Here is a 15,959-nt window from a genome sequence, read left to right as displayed (position 1 = left end):
TACTGCAGAAAAACACAGCTACATATATTAGTAGCTATAGCGATCGGGCTAGGTTTCACAATTTTGCGCATCAAAACGAAATGAGCTAATCAAATGATTAGCTCATTAAACCGTGGCTCACACTGTTTGACCTAGTGCTTTGCCCTGTCTATCGCCAACTCAATTTGTTGCTCTACAAAACTCAGCACCCACCCCACATCTCGCTTTGAACGGTGATGACGACATTGGTATAACACCTCCACAACGCTATTCGCTACCATGTCGAGAAACCGGTCTTCTCGCCAATACTGGTGAGGTAGCATGTACGTTCGGCCTTTAAGTAGAAGATAGATTTCTGCTTTAGATTGTTTGATATCTTCAACCGTCATTTCATCAAAGTAATGACTTTGAATAACATCGAAGCACAGACTTGTGCAATGCACAGCTAACGGTGAATAGCGCATTAGTTACCCCCTACATTTAAGAAAGCGGCAAACGCGCTACCATCTCGGCGCGTAAGGTTTGGGACGTAACGAGAATACACACGAAACAGCATCGTAGTCGTAGTGTGACCCATTTGATTCGCGATCCATTCAGGAGATTCACCTGCCGCCAAAAGTAACGTTGCGAAGGTATGGCGGGTTTGATACGGATTACGTCGTTTTAACCCTGCTCTTTCAATAGCCGAATACCAAACGGAACGAGCAACTACAGCGTAATTGAGGTGACGATTTTGTGCATTAGTAAACACATATTTCAGTTTTTTATCGGCGCAAACACAATGCTTTTCAAGAGCTTCCACCACCCTATCTGTAAGCTGAATCACGCGATATGAACCATCGGTTTTGAGCCCTTTCAATCGGCCACGCACAATACTTTGACTAACCGTAATGGTTTTGTTCTCCAAATCCACGCCTTCCCACATCAACCCATCAACTTCACCGGTTCTCATACCGGTAAAAAATCTACTTGGAGTGCAGTGTCGGTGAGTTGTTAGAACTGATTCCAGATGATAGCGACTAGTTTCGAATTAATTGTGGTAATAGTAGGCTGACAACTAGGCCATTTAAGATCAGTTAACACCATATCTACTTGAAAAGTACGATGGTCTAGATTTGGTCTCAAAGTGGTCTCAGTGCACGGAGATTGGTTTGGAAATCTTTAGTGATAGCTTTAAGCTGAAGAGCTATAGATGTGATAATGCTTTGATATTATTTATTTTTTGGGAGTTACTGTAGATAAGAAACTTGGAGCGTGCAGCGGGAATCGAACCCGCATCATCAGCTTGGAAGGCTGAGGTAATAGCCATTATACGATGCACGCATCATCGTGGGACGAGAGTTAATATGCCATATCTAAACTAAAAAAAAAGCCTCTTTTTGCGTATTTTGGCTTAACTGCGCAACTTTGCCTCAATTTGGTCTATAAATGTACTATTGCACTGATATAAAAAGGAAAAACGAGAAGTAAATCTCACTTTTCTAGGCTAGAGCCAATCACCATTCGTTTACATGAGGAGAATTTATTATCAGAGTTCTTGCTAATTCATTGAAACGTTTGCGGTTCACCACCCAGCTTGCTGTATTTCGTTCTATTACAGTGAATAGAATTGATAGAAAATTGAATATTAACTATCGAAAAACCCTTGAAGCTTTGATACCTTTACGCCACCGAAGTGGCACCACGACATTGATTAGACGAACCTATGCCTTCCACTCAAACAATAAAGAAAATCGTAGATATCGGCGACACACTTCATCGTAGTGGGTGTGCCCCTTATAAAGTGGAAAAGTACGCGCAGTACTACGCGCAAAAACACGGCATCGATGTCATGGTGCAAGCCACACCCACTGCCATCAACTATCAATTTCCAGACAAAGACAACACGGTTGTACTAAAGCGACTAAAACCCGCCTCCATCAACCTAAGCTTGCTCGCCAACACTATCATTCGAATCAATCAGCCGAGTAATGAGCCCGTACCGGAGCCTGTTGGTTACCCAAAGTGGGTGGTCGCACTTGCTAATATGGGGATCCCACCCGCTTACCTCATGTTGGTAGGCAGCACATTGGAAGCCATTGCATTTTCTATGTTGCTGGGTTTGATGGTTTGGGTATGTCAGCTTGTTTATCGTGGACGCAACTCTATCGCCGTAGAGTTCATTTCTGCTCTACTAACCGGGGTTCTCGTGGCCTTTATCGCCAGTACCGGCGCAGCGATCCCTATATGGGCGTTATGTATCGCGAGTGTCGTTTTGTTTGTACCTGGTTTATCAATCGCCAACTCACTTGAGTGTTTGGCATTTAATGATTTAGTGTCAGGAACGGCATTGTTGGGACAAAGTGCACTGACCCTTATTAAGCTGTTTATTGGCGTCATGATGGGGTTAAACATCGGTGAAGCATTCTGGGGACAGGCAGAGTCCATCTCATACACCAATGAAGTTCCGTTGTGGCTACACTGCTTTGGGCTTTTGCTTATCTCAACGTCTATCGGTGTCATCTTCAATGCCAGACCTAAGGACATTCTACTTGGACTGCCTGTCGCTGTACTTGGTATGTGGGGGCCATTTTACTTAGGGTTTGATAGCGGCTGGGTTGTGGGAACTTGGGTAACTACCGTACTCATCACCTTGTATGGTACCTGGGTGGCTAAAAGGCTCGATTTGACCGGCTCTATTTACATCGTTCAGGGTATCATTATCCTCGTACCGGGTAGCCGTGTTATGGTCAGTGCCAGCCAATCTGTGTTTGAACAATCGATATTGCCGATCCCTAATATCGGTTTATCCGCATTATTTATGTTTTCGGCCATTGTCGCCGGTCAAATTACCGCATACTCAATATACTCGCCAAAAATAGAGAGATAGACCTCAATAAAGTGGTAATTCTATAAAAACCTAATGCGCTTCAAAATAATGACATTGTTTGCAGAACCTTTACAAAACATTATTTCGAAGCGCTAAATAATGTTTTATATCAATATGTTACGCATCAACACCAATGTAGATCCAGCGTCCAAAAAACTGTTATCGGTTTGAAATGTCATGAAAGTGCCATCTAAAAACGAGCTACACTTCAAATATTCGACATTAATACATTCACCGTACTTTGACTTGCCATAGAAGTCGCTTATATTCATCCGTGGCTAGAAAAAAAGTTCCATTGTTTACAAAAAGCAATCGTTGAATTCTCGTGATTCCCCCGACGCGTTGTACGCAATAGCAATTTCATTTTCCACGCTATAGCTGCCGGATTGGCAATAGAAACAAGATAGTAAAATTTAGGATATAACTATGTCTAACACAGTAACTGGTACAGTTAAGTGGTTCAACGAAACTAAAGGCTTTGGCTTCATTCAACAAGAAAATGGTCCAGACGTTTTCGCTCATTTCAGCAACATTAAAGCAGACGGTTTCCGTACGCTAGCTGAAGGCCAAAAAGTGGAGTTCCGCGTAACTCAAGGCCAAAAAGGCCCACAAGCGGAAGAAATCACTCCTGTTTAAAACTTACTTCCAGTAACGTTTGAAAAATAGCCAGCTTCGCTGGCTATTTTTGTATCAGTTAGTCCCGTTCCCCCACTTTGTTAGTATCCTTTTGCGTTGAGACGCGTACTATATAGTCAAACGATATTCACAATTTTTGAGCAATCTCATGGCCTTAAAACCCACAATTTATAAGTTTCGTGTCGCACTGACAGACATGAATCGCGATTACTACGACTCTCTTAACCTCACCGTTGCGCTGCATCCTTCTGAAAACCAGCAACGAATGATGGCGAGGCTTATGGCGTTTTGCTTAAACGCGTCGCCGGACCTACAGTTCACTAAAGGTCTATCGACGATTGAAGAGCCGGATATTTGGGAAAAGTCACTCGATGATCAAACCTTAGTATGGATTGATATCGGCGAACCAGATGTGGATCGCGTAAAAAAGGCGACTCGCCTTTCCAAGAAAACCAAAGTATACAGCTTCAACACCAAAAGTGATGTCTGGTGGCAACAAAACCAAGGTAAGTTTGGGTATTTAGACGCAAGCATTTATCGCTTTAACAACGAGTCTATTGAATCATTGTCTGAACTCGTCACTCGTACTATGGATCTGTCTGTCATGATCACCGGAACTTCGCTCTTTGTTGATGCGGAAGGCGGCTCAGTCGAAGTTACTGTAGAGGAACTGCAAGACAAATGATTGAATTGAGGAAAGCACTCTCCGACATCAAGGCTGACACGCTCACGATCGTAGCAACGCACGAAGAAGCGCTAAATAACCTTTGCGAACGAGAAAACCTCTTGTTTGCCAGAGCTCAAGAAAATAAACCAGACCATGCGCCATCAGGCTTGTTACTAGGACTATTTACTAAACTCAATGTCGAAGCGCTTTCCTCCCTTAACGCTCATCTAAACCAAGTTCAGGCAATGAAGTCTGCAATTGAACAGCAAGTTGGTAGTGAGCATGCCAATGCATTTAAACTCCCTGTTTTGGAGGAGCTCGTCTTAGTCACCCATATCTGGGTTTATATCCAAGGATACCTGGGGATGGACTACAGCCTTGCTAATGACCATGCGCTTCAAACCAGTGAAACACTCAGCCCTTTGACTCAGCAAAGTGTTGATGAACTAAGAACTGCATTTAATCAAAGCTATTATCAAGGTTTTCGTGAGTTCGAAACCAGAAAACCACCGTCTACGGGCTGGAAACGGTGGTTTGAGAAATGGTTCAACTAGCCGTGTTATAGCGTAGCGTGTGGGCCAAATACTTCATAGTGAATGCGCGAACGATCCACATCCATAGCCTCAAGTTGAGTCACCACAGCCTGCATAAAAGCAACCGGCCCACAGAGGTAGAATTCACCGAAATGCACTGGCAAAGACTCTTTGACGGTATTGAGATCCATCAGCCCAGTGTGACTCTCTCCCGCTTCTTGCTGCGCTGTTGGTTCACGATACCAAATATGCTGTTGCCAGCCGTTAGCTGCCAAAATAGTCGCGGTTTCATCCATAAAAGAGTGTTGTTGCTCATTTTCACATGCATGCAGATAGGTCACCTTCTGTGATAAGCCTTGTGTACCGAGTTTTTGCAGCATCGCTTGCATTGGAGTACACCCTACTCCCGCAGAAATAAGCACTACCGGTTTATCCGTTTGTTGATAATAGAAGTCACCCGCTGGAGGCATCACCTCCAAGCTCGCCCCCACATTCAACTCACGATGTAAGAAGTTTGAAACCAAGCCATCATCGTGCTCGTTCGATTGCTCTTTTTTCACCGAGATACGATAGTTCTTACCGTTAGGTGCTTGTGAAAGCGAATATTGACGGATCTCTACGTTGTCGCTACCAGTTGGGGAGACTTGAATACCCAAATACTGACCAACTTGATAATCAAGTACCTTACCACCATCCTCCGGCTCAAGAACGAAGCTGGTCACCAGTTCCGACTCCGACGTTTTCTCTTTGACGACGAATCGACGTGTACCACGCCAGCCACCCAGCGCCTGTTCACGCAGTTGGTATAGCTCTTCTTCACGATCAATGAAGATTTGTGCTAAGAATAAATAGGCTTCGGTCCACGCTTCCTCTACAGCCTGAGTGAATGCTTCTGGAGCTAATTCACGTAACGTTTCAATCAGGTGATGGCCGACAATTTGGTAATGCTCCGCCTTGATATTGAAGCTGGTGTGCTTATGAGCAATGCGCTCAACCGCCGCGGACAATGCCGCTAGGTTTTCAATGTTTTTAGCATAGGCTGCGACGGCCTCAAACAAGGCAACACTTTGACGACCTGATTTTTGGTGCGTCATATTAAAAATGTCTTTCAACTCAGGGTTATGAGCAAACATTCTTTGGTAGAAATGCTGAGTCAGCGCAGGTCCTGCAGACTCAAGAAGAGGAATAGTACTTTTGATAATATCGATATGTTGATTACTTAGCATAGTTTTCCTTAGAAGGCTTAATAGTATGACTTTATTAATAGTTATAATAATAGGCCGAATGACAAACCGTCGTGTCTGTACCCAGCTCTGTTTTCTTTGTTCGTAGTAAACACTGCAGGGTTTGTGCCAAGTATGAAAACATCGGTTGTTATTGGTTTCAATAGAGTTTTTCATCGTCAACTAGGTCAAAATGACTGCTTTCATTTGTGTCCAAATGACACTAAAATGATAACAACACTCATTTGACGCGCAGTACTCTTCATGCAAGATATCTCTACATCCAGTTTAATCGACCTGACTGTTGGCCTTGCCAGCAGCAGCAACGACCAAGAGCGTTTCGACTCACTGCTCAATACCATCAGAAAAACCATCCACTGCGATTGTGTCGCTCTGCTCTCTTTACAAGGCGATACACTCGTCCCACTGGCGATGCAGGGATTAGCTAGAGAGACATTAGGCAGACGCTTCGTCATTAACGAGCACCCTCGCTTTGAGCAGATTTGCGCCGCAAACAGTCCCGTAATTTTTGATGCCGACAGTGAACTGCCTGATCCGTTTGACGGTTTGCTCATCGACCATCACGGTGATCTTCCTATGCACTCATGCATGGGGCTGCCTCTGATTTTTGGTGAGAAAATGTTGGGAGCATTAACGCTGGACAGCTTAGAACCCAACGTCTTTCAAAGTATTCCCACACGCAATCTCGAAGTCTTATCAGCCATTGCCGCATCTACATTAAAAATGGCGCTCACGTTTTCTCAATTGGAATACCAAGCGAAGCAATCCCAGCGACTGCTCGAAGAACTCAACGAGGAAGCATGGGAGCGTGACGGCGGTGAAATGATTGGTAACAGTGAACCAATGCGCGCACTCAAGTCGGACATTGAAATCGTCGCCCCTTCCGACTTCAACATTCTTATTCATGGTGAAACCGGGGTTGGTAAAGAGCTGGTAGCACGAACCTTACATTATCAATCAACGCGCAGACAGCAACCTTTGGTTTATGTGAACTGTGCAGCGATCCCAGAAAACCTGATCGAAAGCGAACTATTCGGTCACGTCAAAGGCGCATTTACTGGCGCTGATAAAAATCGCTTAGGTAAATTTGCTCTGGCGGATGGCGGCACTCTGTTTTTGGATGAGATTGGTGAACTGCCACTTGCAGCTCAGAGTAAACTATTACGAGCTCTGCAAAACAATGAAATTCAGCCTGTGGGCAAAGACCAAATTCAGAAGATCAATGTCCGAGTATTGGCCGCGACCAATCGCGATCTTAAACACGAAGTCGACAAAGGTAGATTTCGCGCCGACCTTTATCACCGATTAAGCGTCTACCCTATTTCCGTCCCTCCACTTAAAGATCGCCTAGGTGATGTGGAGTTGCTGACAGGCTTTTTCTTAGAGCAAGCGCGCAGAAAATTAGGGATCCACCAAATCAAACTAAACCCCAATGTGGTGACCCACCTAAACCGTTATTCATGGCCAGGTAACGTCCGTGAGCTAGAACATGTCATCAACCGAGCCGCGTTAAAAGCCAAGGCGCGCACGATGGGAACCAAAGTCGTCATCGTAACCATCGATGATTGCGGGCAATTTGATGATGAAATAACACAATCTAATCAATCGAAAGCGTCAGCAGCATTGGAGCTTCCTCAAGAGAGCACCGGGATACGTGAAGCCACGGAAGAATATCAACGTGCTCTGATTTCCAATGCGCTCATAACCGCAGATTACAACTGGGCACAAGCGGCACGAGCACTCAAAACCGACCGAGCGAATCTCATCCGATTATCCAAGCGCTTAGGCCTCAGCGTAACAAAACGTCACAGCCTGTCGCGAGACTAAACGTATCGGTAACGTAAAAGAGGTGTTAAGATTTGGCGCTGTATGCGTTCGTAGAAGAACGTAATAACAACTATAAGCTCAACAAATTCAAAAGAAAGGTAGTTATGAAGCTCATCCGCATTATTTTAGGTAAAATTATTCTATTGCTGAACTTTGTGTTTTCTCCTCGCGGCGTTAAGCGCAGCACCGAGGCACAGCAGCAAGCCGATGCGAAAGCATCCGCTATGCAACTTTATCAGTTTGAAGCGTGCCCATTTTGTGTCAAAGTGCGCCGTGAAATGAAGCGCCAATCTATTCAAGTAGAACTGAAGGATGCCAAAAACGATCCAGTCGCCCGCGACGAGCTTCTCAACGGTGGTGGACGAGTCAAAGTGCCATGCTTGAAAATTGTCGAGAACGGCAACGAGACTTGGATGTATGAGTCCTCTGATATCGTGAGTTACCTGCAAAAAGAGTTTGCCTAGGCCGCTCTGTTCAGTCCGTAACCGCTATTAAACAAACGCCCGACACATTGGCCGGGCGTTTTCTCGTCAAGTGTTACTGCACTTATTCCACGCAGTCCCAACCGGTTGGGTCAATAGAGTTAATCCAATCAGCAACCAGTGCTACACCCTCTTTATGCACCACATGGCGACCTAATTCAGGCATCATATTGCCATTATCGATGTTAATTCGATAATGCAGTACAGAGTTATCCGCATCTCCTGGCATCACAACATAAGGACTTGGCCCTTTGTGGAAAGTAATGCCACGAGCACAAAGGCCCATTTGACCAACGCCTTCGCGCCAATATTCCAACTTAAATGGGTTACTGGCTGCTTTACCCTCGGTTCGATGGCAATGCGCACAGTTAATATCTAAGTAGGCTTTGGCATAGTCTTCAAGCTCGGCTGGCGTTAAGTTTGTCGCCCCTGCTTCAGTGTCAAACTCCGGCACTTTCGGCAAATTACTAGGCGTATCCGGAAGGCTTACCAAACCTAAATTTTCCCAATGCAACAACTGGTTGATTGGGTTACCAGAAGAGACTGAACGAACACTGTTCATGTTGCGAGCTTTTGGTCCAATGGGTGAGAAGCCAGCGGCTTGCGTACTGCCCACAGGATCGGTGACATCTTCGGTTACTTTATGACACAGCGTACATTCGTTACGACTTGGCACTTCGTATTTAAATGCCAGTGTCTCACCGTCGTGTTCAATTGTGCGATCAAACGGCACAGACACAGCAGTCAAGGTGGCATCCGTTTTATCTTCATTCCAGACATACGGTAGAGCAACCCAGCCCGAATCTCGGCGGATCAACAGACGAGTCTCAATCAACTCTTCATCTTCACCGATGGCATTATCCGTACTCGTTGGTAAAGTGAACGTTTTGATAAGTACGGTACCGACAGGGAAATCAAACACCTCTTGAGAACGATAGCTCGCTGATACATCTTCTGGCATCAACACATAACGATACTTACGAGCGTAATCAGTGAACAGCTCCACGTTCATTTCATACAACGTCCCTTTACCCGATGTGGCTAGGTTGAGATTTTTAGTCGGGTCGCTGGCATCGGCAAATAAGTGATAATCAGACAGATTGGTACAGTTTTCAGAAAAACTCGCTGACTCTCGAGTGAGTGCGGCCCAGTTAATGTCGCCAGCAGTATTGGCACGGCACATCTCATTCCCGACAATACCATTATTGCCAGACCCAGAGTCTCCGTCATCCGGTGTTTCATCGGTAATGCCCCAACCATATTCCACACCATCAATCGTGACTGTGTTAACGGCTAACGCTTGTTTCACATCACACCCTGCGCGAAGTAATGACGTATGAGGGTTCTGGTATAAGAAGTCCGCATTGGCAGGATCTTCTGAGTAACGACCGATTGCCGTTGGGTCTAAATGATCAACCAATACACCAACACTGGCTCCCGTATTATCGATCACGCAGTTTGCATCTGCATCGGTGAAATTAGTTAGATAATTCCAGCGATCAGTCTGAAATGTATAATTAAGCGCATCTCTTAGCTCTGCGAACATTTGCGAACGAACTAACGATTCCCCTGCACCATCATAAAATACCGCAGGAAACGCTTGATGCTTGAGTGAATACGCGAGCACCATATCATCAATGAGTGCGCCATTTGGATTCATACCGACGTTAGTGATGGTATTATTGTGAAAGTACATACCCGTTGGCACAGGGTTCCAGCCTTGCAAAATAGCCGCCCCTTCTGAGCTACTTGGCCCCGTAAAGCTAGGCACATAGGCATCTGGGTTATCATTAACCAGTAAGTAACTGGTCATCGCTACCGCCATCGAGTCGTGATTGTCGATAGTGTTGTTAAAGAATTCGCCATTGCGGCCAGACAAGATCACCACGCCTGTCCCTGGTGGTACGATACCAACGACGCCACAGCCACCGACGCCTTTATCACATGTCGTGTCGACGTAGTTAACTAAGTTGTTATCACGAATAGTATTATTGAATACCCTTACGTCATCGACTAAACGGCCAATCGTTGTTGCACCAGGTAAGTCAAACAACAAGACGCCCCCCGTGTTACCCACGGCAAGGTTGCCATAAACGTCCACACCTGAGCTGTTTTCAATTTCGATACCGGCAATATTTTTCTCGGCCACATTGTTACGTACAACAGCCCCGATAGTTTGCCCTACATAAACACCAGCATCCGCACTGCCGTAACTCCAAGTGTCCTCTATCAAGACATTTTGCGACTTCACCGGATAAATACCGTAGGTGCCGCGCAGAGAGCCATCTTCATCACGTTCGCGAGGCACTTCAAGCCACACTGTAGCCACATCGCGAATAATCAGCCCTTCCACCGAGTCGGCTTTGATGCCGTTTTTCGAAGCTTCTGAGACTTGCAAATCAGAAATAACGATATTGCTACCGCCACTCACGGCTATACCATCTTTGCCATCTACGTTAGAGAAGTCTAAGAAGGTTTTGTCTATCCCTGCCCCTTTGAAAACCACATTGCTTTTTGAATCTAAAGTGAGCTGATTGTTCATTTTAAAACAGCCCGCTGGCAGCGTAACCGTGCTATTGCTCTCCGCCAGTTCCACCAAGTTTTCAATAGCGGTCACTTCACTTGCACTCGCCCACTCCATACCATCAGCACAATGTACTGGTGAACCATATTCCGAGAGCGCATAAGCAGCTGTCGATTGTGGTTCATCATAGTCTTCGCCGTTACATCCTGTGAGGATGACGGCAACCATCGCCGCTATCGACAGCGGTCTTAAAAACGTCAAAGTCATCATTCATTCCTTGTCAAAAATCGTCATCCATTAGAAGCGATGGTTAAACTGCAATGCATACAAATACGCATCGCCTTCTGATTTAAAGTCCAGCGTGGTTCCCGGCAAGCTCTCTGGTTCTAGTTCTTCGCTAAAGGTGGTCTCTTTAGCATCGATAAAGCTAAAGCCGAAGTCCAGCCAAGTCGAATCACTAAAGGCGTAGCTCGCGCCCACGCTGTAGTTCATGCGATCGGAGTCTGGTAAGCTGATACTTGGATGATTGACATTAGGAGTTTGGTCAAACGCGATGCCAGTGCGCAGCGTCACCGCCGATGACACACCGTAGGTAAGCCCGAGTGCGTACTTAAACGAGTCTTCAAACTTTTCGTCTTTCTGCATCACGGTGACACCATTGACCGTACCGCGTATTTCTTCAAATGTACTCCAACCCGTCATCACAACGCTGTAATGAAGCGCTAGCGGATCGGTCACTTGGTGATAGCCCGAAAACTCTGCAATACTCGGTAAGTTAAGTTCGAGTTCTCCACCGACCGTTTGACCCGGTTGAGTGATAATCCCATTGGGGACGGGGACATCCGTGGTGTAATCGCCTTTGAGGGTAATATCCACTTTTGAGCGATAGCTTAATCCAAAGCGATGGTGTTCATTAAGCTCCCACAATAAACCTAGGTTAAAGCCATATCCCCAACCATCCCCTTTTAAAGATGTGGCTATATCAGTACGGTTATAACTCGTGCCGTACCCGCTATTAAGAGCATCCGCTAAAATACCCAAGGTTCGCTCTAATTCGGCATCCGCATAGACGGCACTTGCCCCCACAGATACACTGACGCTGTCATTCACCTTATAAGCGACATTAGGGTTAATATTCATCGTTTTTAAGCTAGTTTTACCGGCAATAGGACCTGCCAAATAATCTTTTGGATATTCCGTCATTAGACCAAAGTCGGTAAATAGACCAATTCCCCAGTGCCAACTTTCGTTAATAGGCATGGAAAAATAGGCCGATGGCACAATAACATCATCCACGACGTCATTATTTGTTAATTGTTGATTAAAGCTCTCCGAAGGGCCATTACCGGTTACACGAACTTGCGGGGCAATATACGCTGAGCCCACTGATATTTGCGCTTCGCTAAATCGAGTAATCGCAGCACTGTTGTGAGCTAATACCGCCGCAGAATCGGCAATCGCCGCTTCACCAGCATTGGCACGGCCAAGGCCGGCGGCAGAGTGCTCTGCAAGTTGAAATCCCGCCGCCCATGCGGGTGCACTAGGCATCACCAGTAAACTGGCAAGGGAGAGCGTCGCATACCTTTTATCCATTATTATCTACTCCATGATTTTTTAAGGATGCAAAAATTCCGTACGTTTGAGGGAAAACGCACGCAGTAAGGAAGTCAATCCATTGTTATTTTGAAAATATTGGCCACTTAGTTTTATAAAACACTAAGTACGATGCGACATGATAATTCTTAATTCACCTCTCTATTAAAATAGTAACTGAGTAAACTATCTAAAAGTTAGAGCGAAAATTCCAACACCGTTAGAGCAATGTTACAGAAGTGTTAAGTTGATCTCGTTATTCAATCATTTAACAGATTAAAAATTAAGACATTAATCGTTACCGTATAGCCAACTTATTTGTTAAACACAACTATACGGTAAATATTTATCATCTGATGAGTGATTCCATTTCATTTTCAGTGCGGGATTTAATATTGCTAAAGTAGAAAGCACTAATCCAGTGCAAAGCAAGCTCGAAGTTTTGCGGTTTTCTAACTATCGTCATGCATCAAAATATTGCGCATCGCTCATCAAAGTACGACGCTTATCTAATAGTCAACGAACAAAGCTAAGACTGAGCTCAATGTGGCCTTGCACGGTGAGAATACGATTACCGACGTGGACAGACTTTCGCCCATATTGGCAGTTCTCTCCAACTACACCAGATGCTAGAATGTGTACCTAATGGCAACAGTAAAACAAAGGTAACAAAATGAACCCAATTATTGCCCTATTGAAAGAGAACAATATTGGTGACGCGCAAATCAACGAGATTTTCGAGACGCTTACACAAAACCCATTAGCGGCAATGGCAACCATCAGCCAACTTGGCCTGCCACAAGATAAACTGCAGTTGTTGATGGGCCAAGTCATGCAAAACCCTGTGCTGATCAAAGAAGCCGTTGAAGAGCTTGGCCTTGACTTTGCGAAAGTGGAAGCCGCTAAAGAGCAACTCAACAAATAGCGCTTCATAAAGTTAAAAAGCAGAGGTGACATCACGTCACCTCTGCTTTTTTATTGCCATCCAATACCAACACTTTACCGAAGTTGCCACTCTAGGATTTCGTAACCCAACCCTTTGGCATTGATCTTTTCTGGTTCGCTCATTGGCACCGAATAGTCACCAACTGGGCAGGCGGACACCGCCACCAAAATGTCCATGTCGGCGACAAACTCAACGTAGTCCCCCGGCTTACTCTGACTGGGAACACTATCACCACTGCCATCAGGCTGGATAAAGCTTGGCTGAAACACCATGAAATTATCGTGAATAATGTCTTGCTCGCCCATCCCAAACTCTGATACCGCCTGAATCCCGTTTGCGTGGCAACTATTGTGATTCTTAACACCGCTCAATAGCTCCCATTGTGCAGCCGTACAGTGGCCACCTAATGCAACGTGATTATTAAAGTTTTCCGGTAACTTTGGATTGCCAGAGTGCTCCACTAAAAGTGTTGCCAGTGAGCGCACATGCGGCATGCAAGACCAAAGCTGGCTGTATTGCTTTAGGTAAGCACCTTCATATAAGAAGGTGGTGTGCCCCATGAAGTGCTCTTTTGTATCATGCTGATTAAATACCCACACGTCGCCAATCTGCGGCCCATCGGTTTGAATAATACGGAACACCTGCCCCTTGTTAACTTTAAATGCTTTTCCACTGTGGCGCTCGATATAGCCTTTACCGACACTGACCAGTTGATCTCGTTTAGCGCTCATGTCTAGATACTGAGCTTCAACTGGCGTTCCCATTAGCATGCCTGCGTTCTTCGTTATTTGCGTCATAATGCCACCTACCAGTTAATACGTTGACGATCAGTAAAGAAGCCTGCTGTTGGTCCTGAGTCATCAAGCGTTGCCAACCATACCGGTGTATCAGCCCCTTCTCTAACCGTTTTGGGACGATCTTGTGAATCACCATAGTCCGGCAATTCATCAAGGTTCATGTCTGTTTCAACCCAGCCTGGGCAGCAGCTATTCACCTTACCACCATACGACTCTAACGCTTTCGCGAATAACACCGTGTTGGCATTAACTCCCACTTTGCTCATTTGGTAAGCCGCACAAATGTCTTCTTTTAGTGGTGAGTTCATATCACTCAACTGCTCTAGCTGTGCGACTTGTGTCGACAGATTGACAACGCGTGGCGCTGCTGACTTCTTCAGCAGTGGTACCAGTTTTTGTGTCAACAAAAACGGACCGATCTGGTTAATTTCCAGCACATCACGCAGCATAGATTCTTCCATTTCAATGGGACCGATACCAAAATCCTTAAGAATGGCGGCGTTATTAATCAACGCATCCAGTTGGCCAAATTCACTCTCAATATACTCAACCAACTTATCAAATGAGCTTGTATCAGAAAGGTTCAGATATGCGGCGTACGCGTTCATATTTTGTGCTTGGAATGCCTTAGCTTTTGCCTCACAGTCTTGAATATCGGCCATGACAACCGCGTAGCCTCTTTCAAGCAGTAATTCTGTTGTAGCGTAGCCAATTCCTTGATAAGCACCGGTAACTAATGCAACTTTCATAATATCAATCTCCAAGTATTTGGTTTCTGTCAGACATCATACGCGCTACAATCAAGCAATACTTATCTTTATAGCTCATGTTTTCTCGAGGGCACCATGTATCCTTCTCTGTCATTGCGCCAACTGGACGTTACCTATGAATACAATCGACATACTTTACAGCGCCTTAGACAACTTTTCAGTCAGCTATCACCAGGAAATACAACTAAAAATCAGATAGATAAGCTAATCACTAAACCAACATCTCTGAAGAAAGACGAGTTGAGCCAGTTTATTAACTCGTCTATTGAACAGCTTGTTTTAGATGGTCATAGCGAGGCGGGACTTACATTTGGTAACAGTTTTGACATAAAGAGCCTATCAGGATTTAACATTGCGCTCCAAAGTGCCCCTAACCTAGGACAAGCGATCCTATTAATTGGGCGCTATTGCCCACTCATCGAGTCTATTCTGCAACTTGAGTTTTGCCCCACGGACTCTCGGCTGTACATAAGCTATCGGGATATAACTACTCCACCGTGGCTTTACGAAGACGCTTTAGCTGGCTGCTGGCAACTCATTCAACAACTTGCAGCGACTCCAGTTACCGTTACCGAACTGCAGCTTGCTATCCCTGAGCCTAGTCATACTGAGTGTTACAAAGACTATTTTCCAATCGATGTTCAATTTGACGCCCCAAAAACCTATATTCAGCTCTCTCATGAAAGTTGGCTGACGCCGATGGCAATCTCTGCACAGCCGGTCACCGACTTATTTGAATTCTGGCTCGACAAAGAGCCCTCTGAGCATCAAGCTTGGCTGGTTAATATTTATCGTTACGTCATAGACACCATGACCACAGCCTATACAGAGCCTTCCTTGACTACACTAGCAGAACGCCAAAATTGCAGCCTTGCGACTATGAAACGCCGCCTTGCGAGAGAAGGGAAGAATTTCACGCAGATCAAAGACGAAATCAAAATGATGATCTGTTATCACTACCTAACGATGACCAGCCTGCCCATATCGATGATTTCTGAGTGGACTGGATTTACCAGCGCTACAAATTTTTCTCGCGCTTGTAAACGATGGTTTGGAGAGTCACCCCGAAGTTTCCGACGTCCAAGCCTGTAA

The 15,959-nt window shown here is 45.3% G+C and carries 15 protein-coding genes and 1 tRNA gene; 8 read left to right on the top strand and 8 right to left on the bottom strand.

The window, feature by feature from the left end:
• Positions 1 to 131: 131 nt before the first annotated feature.
• The 3 genes from AAA946_RS17865 to AAA946_RS17855 form a co-directional block, all read right to left on the bottom strand.
• Positions 132 to 443, bottom strand: a complete 312-nt coding sequence (locus AAA946_RS17865; RefSeq protein WP_338166135.1) for a hypothetical protein — start codon at positions 441 to 443, stop codon at positions 132 to 134.
• Positions 443 to 931, bottom strand: coding sequence for a site-specific integrase (locus AAA946_RS17860; protein ID WP_338166134.1), 489 nt, complete (start codon positions 929 to 931; stop codon positions 443 to 445). Before AAA946_RS17860 ends, AAA946_RS17865 begins: the two co-directional genes overlap by 1 nt.
• A 296-nt stretch (positions 932 to 1,227) precedes the next feature.
• Positions 1,228 to 1,302: transfer RNA gene (locus tag AAA946_RS17855), tRNA-Gly, on the bottom strand.
• Positions 1,303 to 1,684: 382 nt separating this feature from the next.
• On the opposite strand from AAA946_RS17855, the gene AAA946_RS17850 reads away from it, so the two are divergent.
• The 4 genes from AAA946_RS17850 to AAA946_RS17835 all read left to right on the top strand — a co-directional run bounded on the left by AAA946_RS17850 (position 1,685) and on the right by AAA946_RS17835 (position 4,705).
• A complete protein-coding gene (locus AAA946_RS17850) occupies positions 1,685 to 2,848 on the top strand; it encodes a threonine/serine exporter family protein (protein ID WP_112479605.1) in 1,164 nt (387 codons plus the stop codon).
• Between the two features lie 426 nt (positions 2,849 to 3,274).
• Positions 3,275 to 3,484 carry a cold-shock protein gene (locus tag AAA946_RS17845; RefSeq protein WP_112462860.1) on the top strand — a complete coding sequence of 70 codons (210 nt, stop codon included), beginning with the start codon at positions 3,275 to 3,277 and terminating at the stop codon, positions 3,482 to 3,484.
• 148 nt (positions 3,485 to 3,632) lie between these two features.
• Positions 3,633 to 4,169: a YaeQ family protein gene (locus AAA946_RS17840; RefSeq protein WP_338166133.1), complete on the top strand. Its 537-nt coding sequence runs from the start codon at positions 3,633 to 3,635 to the stop codon at positions 4,167 to 4,169.
• Entirely contained in the window at positions 4,166 to 4,705 is a 540-nt protein-coding gene (locus AAA946_RS17835) for a hypothetical protein (RefSeq protein WP_338166132.1), read from the top strand. Before AAA946_RS17840 ends, AAA946_RS17835 begins: the two co-directional genes overlap by 4 nt.
• 5 nt (positions 4,706 to 4,710) lie before the next feature.
• Here the strand turns inward: AAA946_RS17835 and hmpA are convergent, their stop codons facing one another.
• Positions 4,711 to 5,910 carry an NO-inducible flavohemoprotein gene (hmpA, locus tag AAA946_RS17830; RefSeq protein ID WP_338166131.1) on the bottom strand — a complete coding sequence of 400 codons (1,200 nt, stop codon included), beginning with the start codon at positions 5,908 to 5,910 and terminating at the stop codon, positions 4,711 to 4,713.
• A 261-nt stretch (positions 5,911 to 6,171) separates the two neighbouring features.
• On the opposite strand from hmpA, the gene norR reads away from it, so the two are divergent.
• Complete coding sequence (gene norR / locus AAA946_RS17825; RefSeq protein WP_338166130.1) at positions 6,172 to 7,755, top strand: nitric oxide reductase transcriptional regulator NorR; 1,584 nt, start codon at positions 6,172 to 6,174, stop codon at positions 7,753 to 7,755.
• Between the two features lie 104 nt (positions 7,756 to 7,859).
• Positions 7,860 to 8,219 carry a glutaredoxin family protein gene (locus tag AAA946_RS17820; protein ID WP_338166129.1) on the top strand — a complete coding sequence of 120 codons (360 nt, stop codon included), beginning with the start codon at positions 7,860 to 7,862 and terminating at the stop codon, positions 8,217 to 8,219.
• A gap of 82 nt (positions 8,220 to 8,301) precedes the next feature.
• Here AAA946_RS17820 and AAA946_RS17815 read toward each other — a convergent pair whose 3' ends face one another.
• Together AAA946_RS17815 and AAA946_RS17810 are read right to left on the bottom strand one after the other, a co-directional pair.
• On the bottom strand, positions 8,302 to 11,028 hold the full coding sequence (locus tag AAA946_RS17815; protein ID WP_338166128.1) for a parallel beta-helix domain-containing protein: 2,727 nt from the start codon (positions 11,026 to 11,028) through the stop codon (positions 8,302 to 8,304).
• Positions 11,029 to 11,058: 30 nt separating this feature from the next.
• A complete protein-coding gene (locus AAA946_RS17810; RefSeq protein WP_338166127.1) occupies positions 11,059 to 12,354 on the bottom strand; it encodes an outer membrane protein transport protein in 1,296 nt (431 codons plus the stop codon).
• A gap of 673 nt (positions 12,355 to 13,027) precedes the next feature.
• Between AAA946_RS17810 and AAA946_RS17805 the strand changes: the two genes are divergently transcribed.
• Positions 13,028 to 13,279, top strand: a complete 252-nt coding sequence (locus tag AAA946_RS17805; protein ID WP_338166126.1) for a DUF2999 family protein — start codon at positions 13,028 to 13,030, stop codon at positions 13,277 to 13,279.
• A 74-nt stretch (positions 13,280 to 13,353) separates the two neighbouring features.
• Here AAA946_RS17805 and AAA946_RS17800 read toward each other — a convergent pair whose 3' ends face one another.
• Both AAA946_RS17800 and AAA946_RS17795 read right to left on the bottom strand, forming a co-directional pair.
• Positions 13,354 to 14,097, bottom strand: coding sequence for an urea carboxylase-associated family protein (locus tag AAA946_RS17800; protein ID WP_338166125.1), 744 nt, complete (start codon positions 14,095 to 14,097; stop codon positions 13,354 to 13,356).
• An 8-nt stretch (positions 14,098 to 14,105) separates the two neighbouring features.
• The gene (locus AAA946_RS17795) at positions 14,106 to 14,846 is read right to left on the bottom strand and encodes an SDR family NAD(P)-dependent oxidoreductase (RefSeq protein ID WP_338166124.1); all 741 of its coding nucleotides are present in this window, start codon (positions 14,844 to 14,846) and stop codon (positions 14,106 to 14,108) included.
• A 96-nt stretch (positions 14,847 to 14,942) separates the two neighbouring features.
• On the opposite strand from AAA946_RS17795, the gene AAA946_RS17790 reads away from it, so the two are divergent.
• The gene (locus tag AAA946_RS17790; protein WP_338166123.1) at positions 14,943 to 15,959 is read left to right on the top strand and encodes a helix-turn-helix domain-containing protein; all 1,017 of its coding nucleotides are present in this window, start codon (positions 14,943 to 14,945) and stop codon (positions 15,957 to 15,959) included.

Origin of the sequence: Vibrio sp. 10N (assembly GCF_036245475.1) — a bacterium.
GTDB lineage: Bacteria > Pseudomonadota > Gammaproteobacteria > Enterobacterales > Vibrionaceae > Vibrio.
This window is presented reverse-complemented; position numbering and strand designations above follow the sequence as displayed.

Coding starts and splice junctions, on each gene's coding strand:
- AAA946_RS17860 (WP_338166134.1), bottom strand. CDS start 931: ATGAGAACCGGTGAAGTTGATGGGTTGATGTGGGAAGGCGTGGATTTG.
- AAA946_RS17835 (WP_338166132.1), top strand. CDS start 4,166: ATGATTGAATTGAGGAAAGCACTCTCCGACATCAAGGCTGACACGCTC.
- AAA946_RS17820 (WP_338166129.1), top strand. CDS start 7,860: ATGAAGCTCATCCGCATTATTTTAGGTAAAATTATTCTATTGCTGAAC.
- AAA946_RS17850 (WP_112479605.1), top strand. CDS start 1,685: ATGCCTTCCACTCAAACAATAAAGAAAATCGTAGATATCGGCGACACA.
- AAA946_RS17805 (WP_338166126.1), top strand. CDS start 13,028: ATGAACCCAATTATTGCCCTATTGAAAGAGAACAATATTGGTGACGCG.
- AAA946_RS17795 (WP_338166124.1), bottom strand. CDS start 14,846: ATGAAAGTTGCATTAGTTACCGGTGCTTATCAAGGAATTGGCTACGCT.
- AAA946_RS17865 (WP_338166135.1), bottom strand. CDS start 443: ATGCGCTATTCACCGTTAGCTGTGCATTGCACAAGTCTGTGCTTCGAT.
- hmpA (WP_338166131.1), bottom strand. CDS start 5,910: ATGCTAAGTAATCAACATATCGATATTATCAAAAGTACTATTCCTCTT.
- AAA946_RS17840 (WP_338166133.1), top strand. CDS start 3,633: ATGGCCTTAAAACCCACAATTTATAAGTTTCGTGTCGCACTGACAGAC.
- AAA946_RS17845 (WP_112462860.1), top strand. CDS start 3,275: ATGTCTAACACAGTAACTGGTACAGTTAAGTGGTTCAACGAAACTAAA.
- norR (WP_338166130.1), top strand. CDS start 6,172: ATGCAAGATATCTCTACATCCAGTTTAATCGACCTGACTGTTGGCCTT.
- AAA946_RS17810 (WP_338166127.1), bottom strand. CDS start 12,354: ATGGATAAAAGGTATGCGACGCTCTCCCTTGCCAGTTTACTGGTGATG.
- AAA946_RS17800 (WP_338166125.1), bottom strand. CDS start 14,097: ATGACGCAAATAACGAAGAACGCAGGCATGCTAATGGGAACGCCAGTT.
- AAA946_RS17815 (WP_338166128.1), bottom strand. CDS start 11,028: ATGACTTTGACGTTTTTAAGACCGCTGTCGATAGCGGCGATGGTTGCC.
- AAA946_RS17790 (WP_338166123.1), top strand. CDS start 14,943: ATGTATCCTTCTCTGTCATTGCGCCAACTGGACGTTACCTATGAATAC.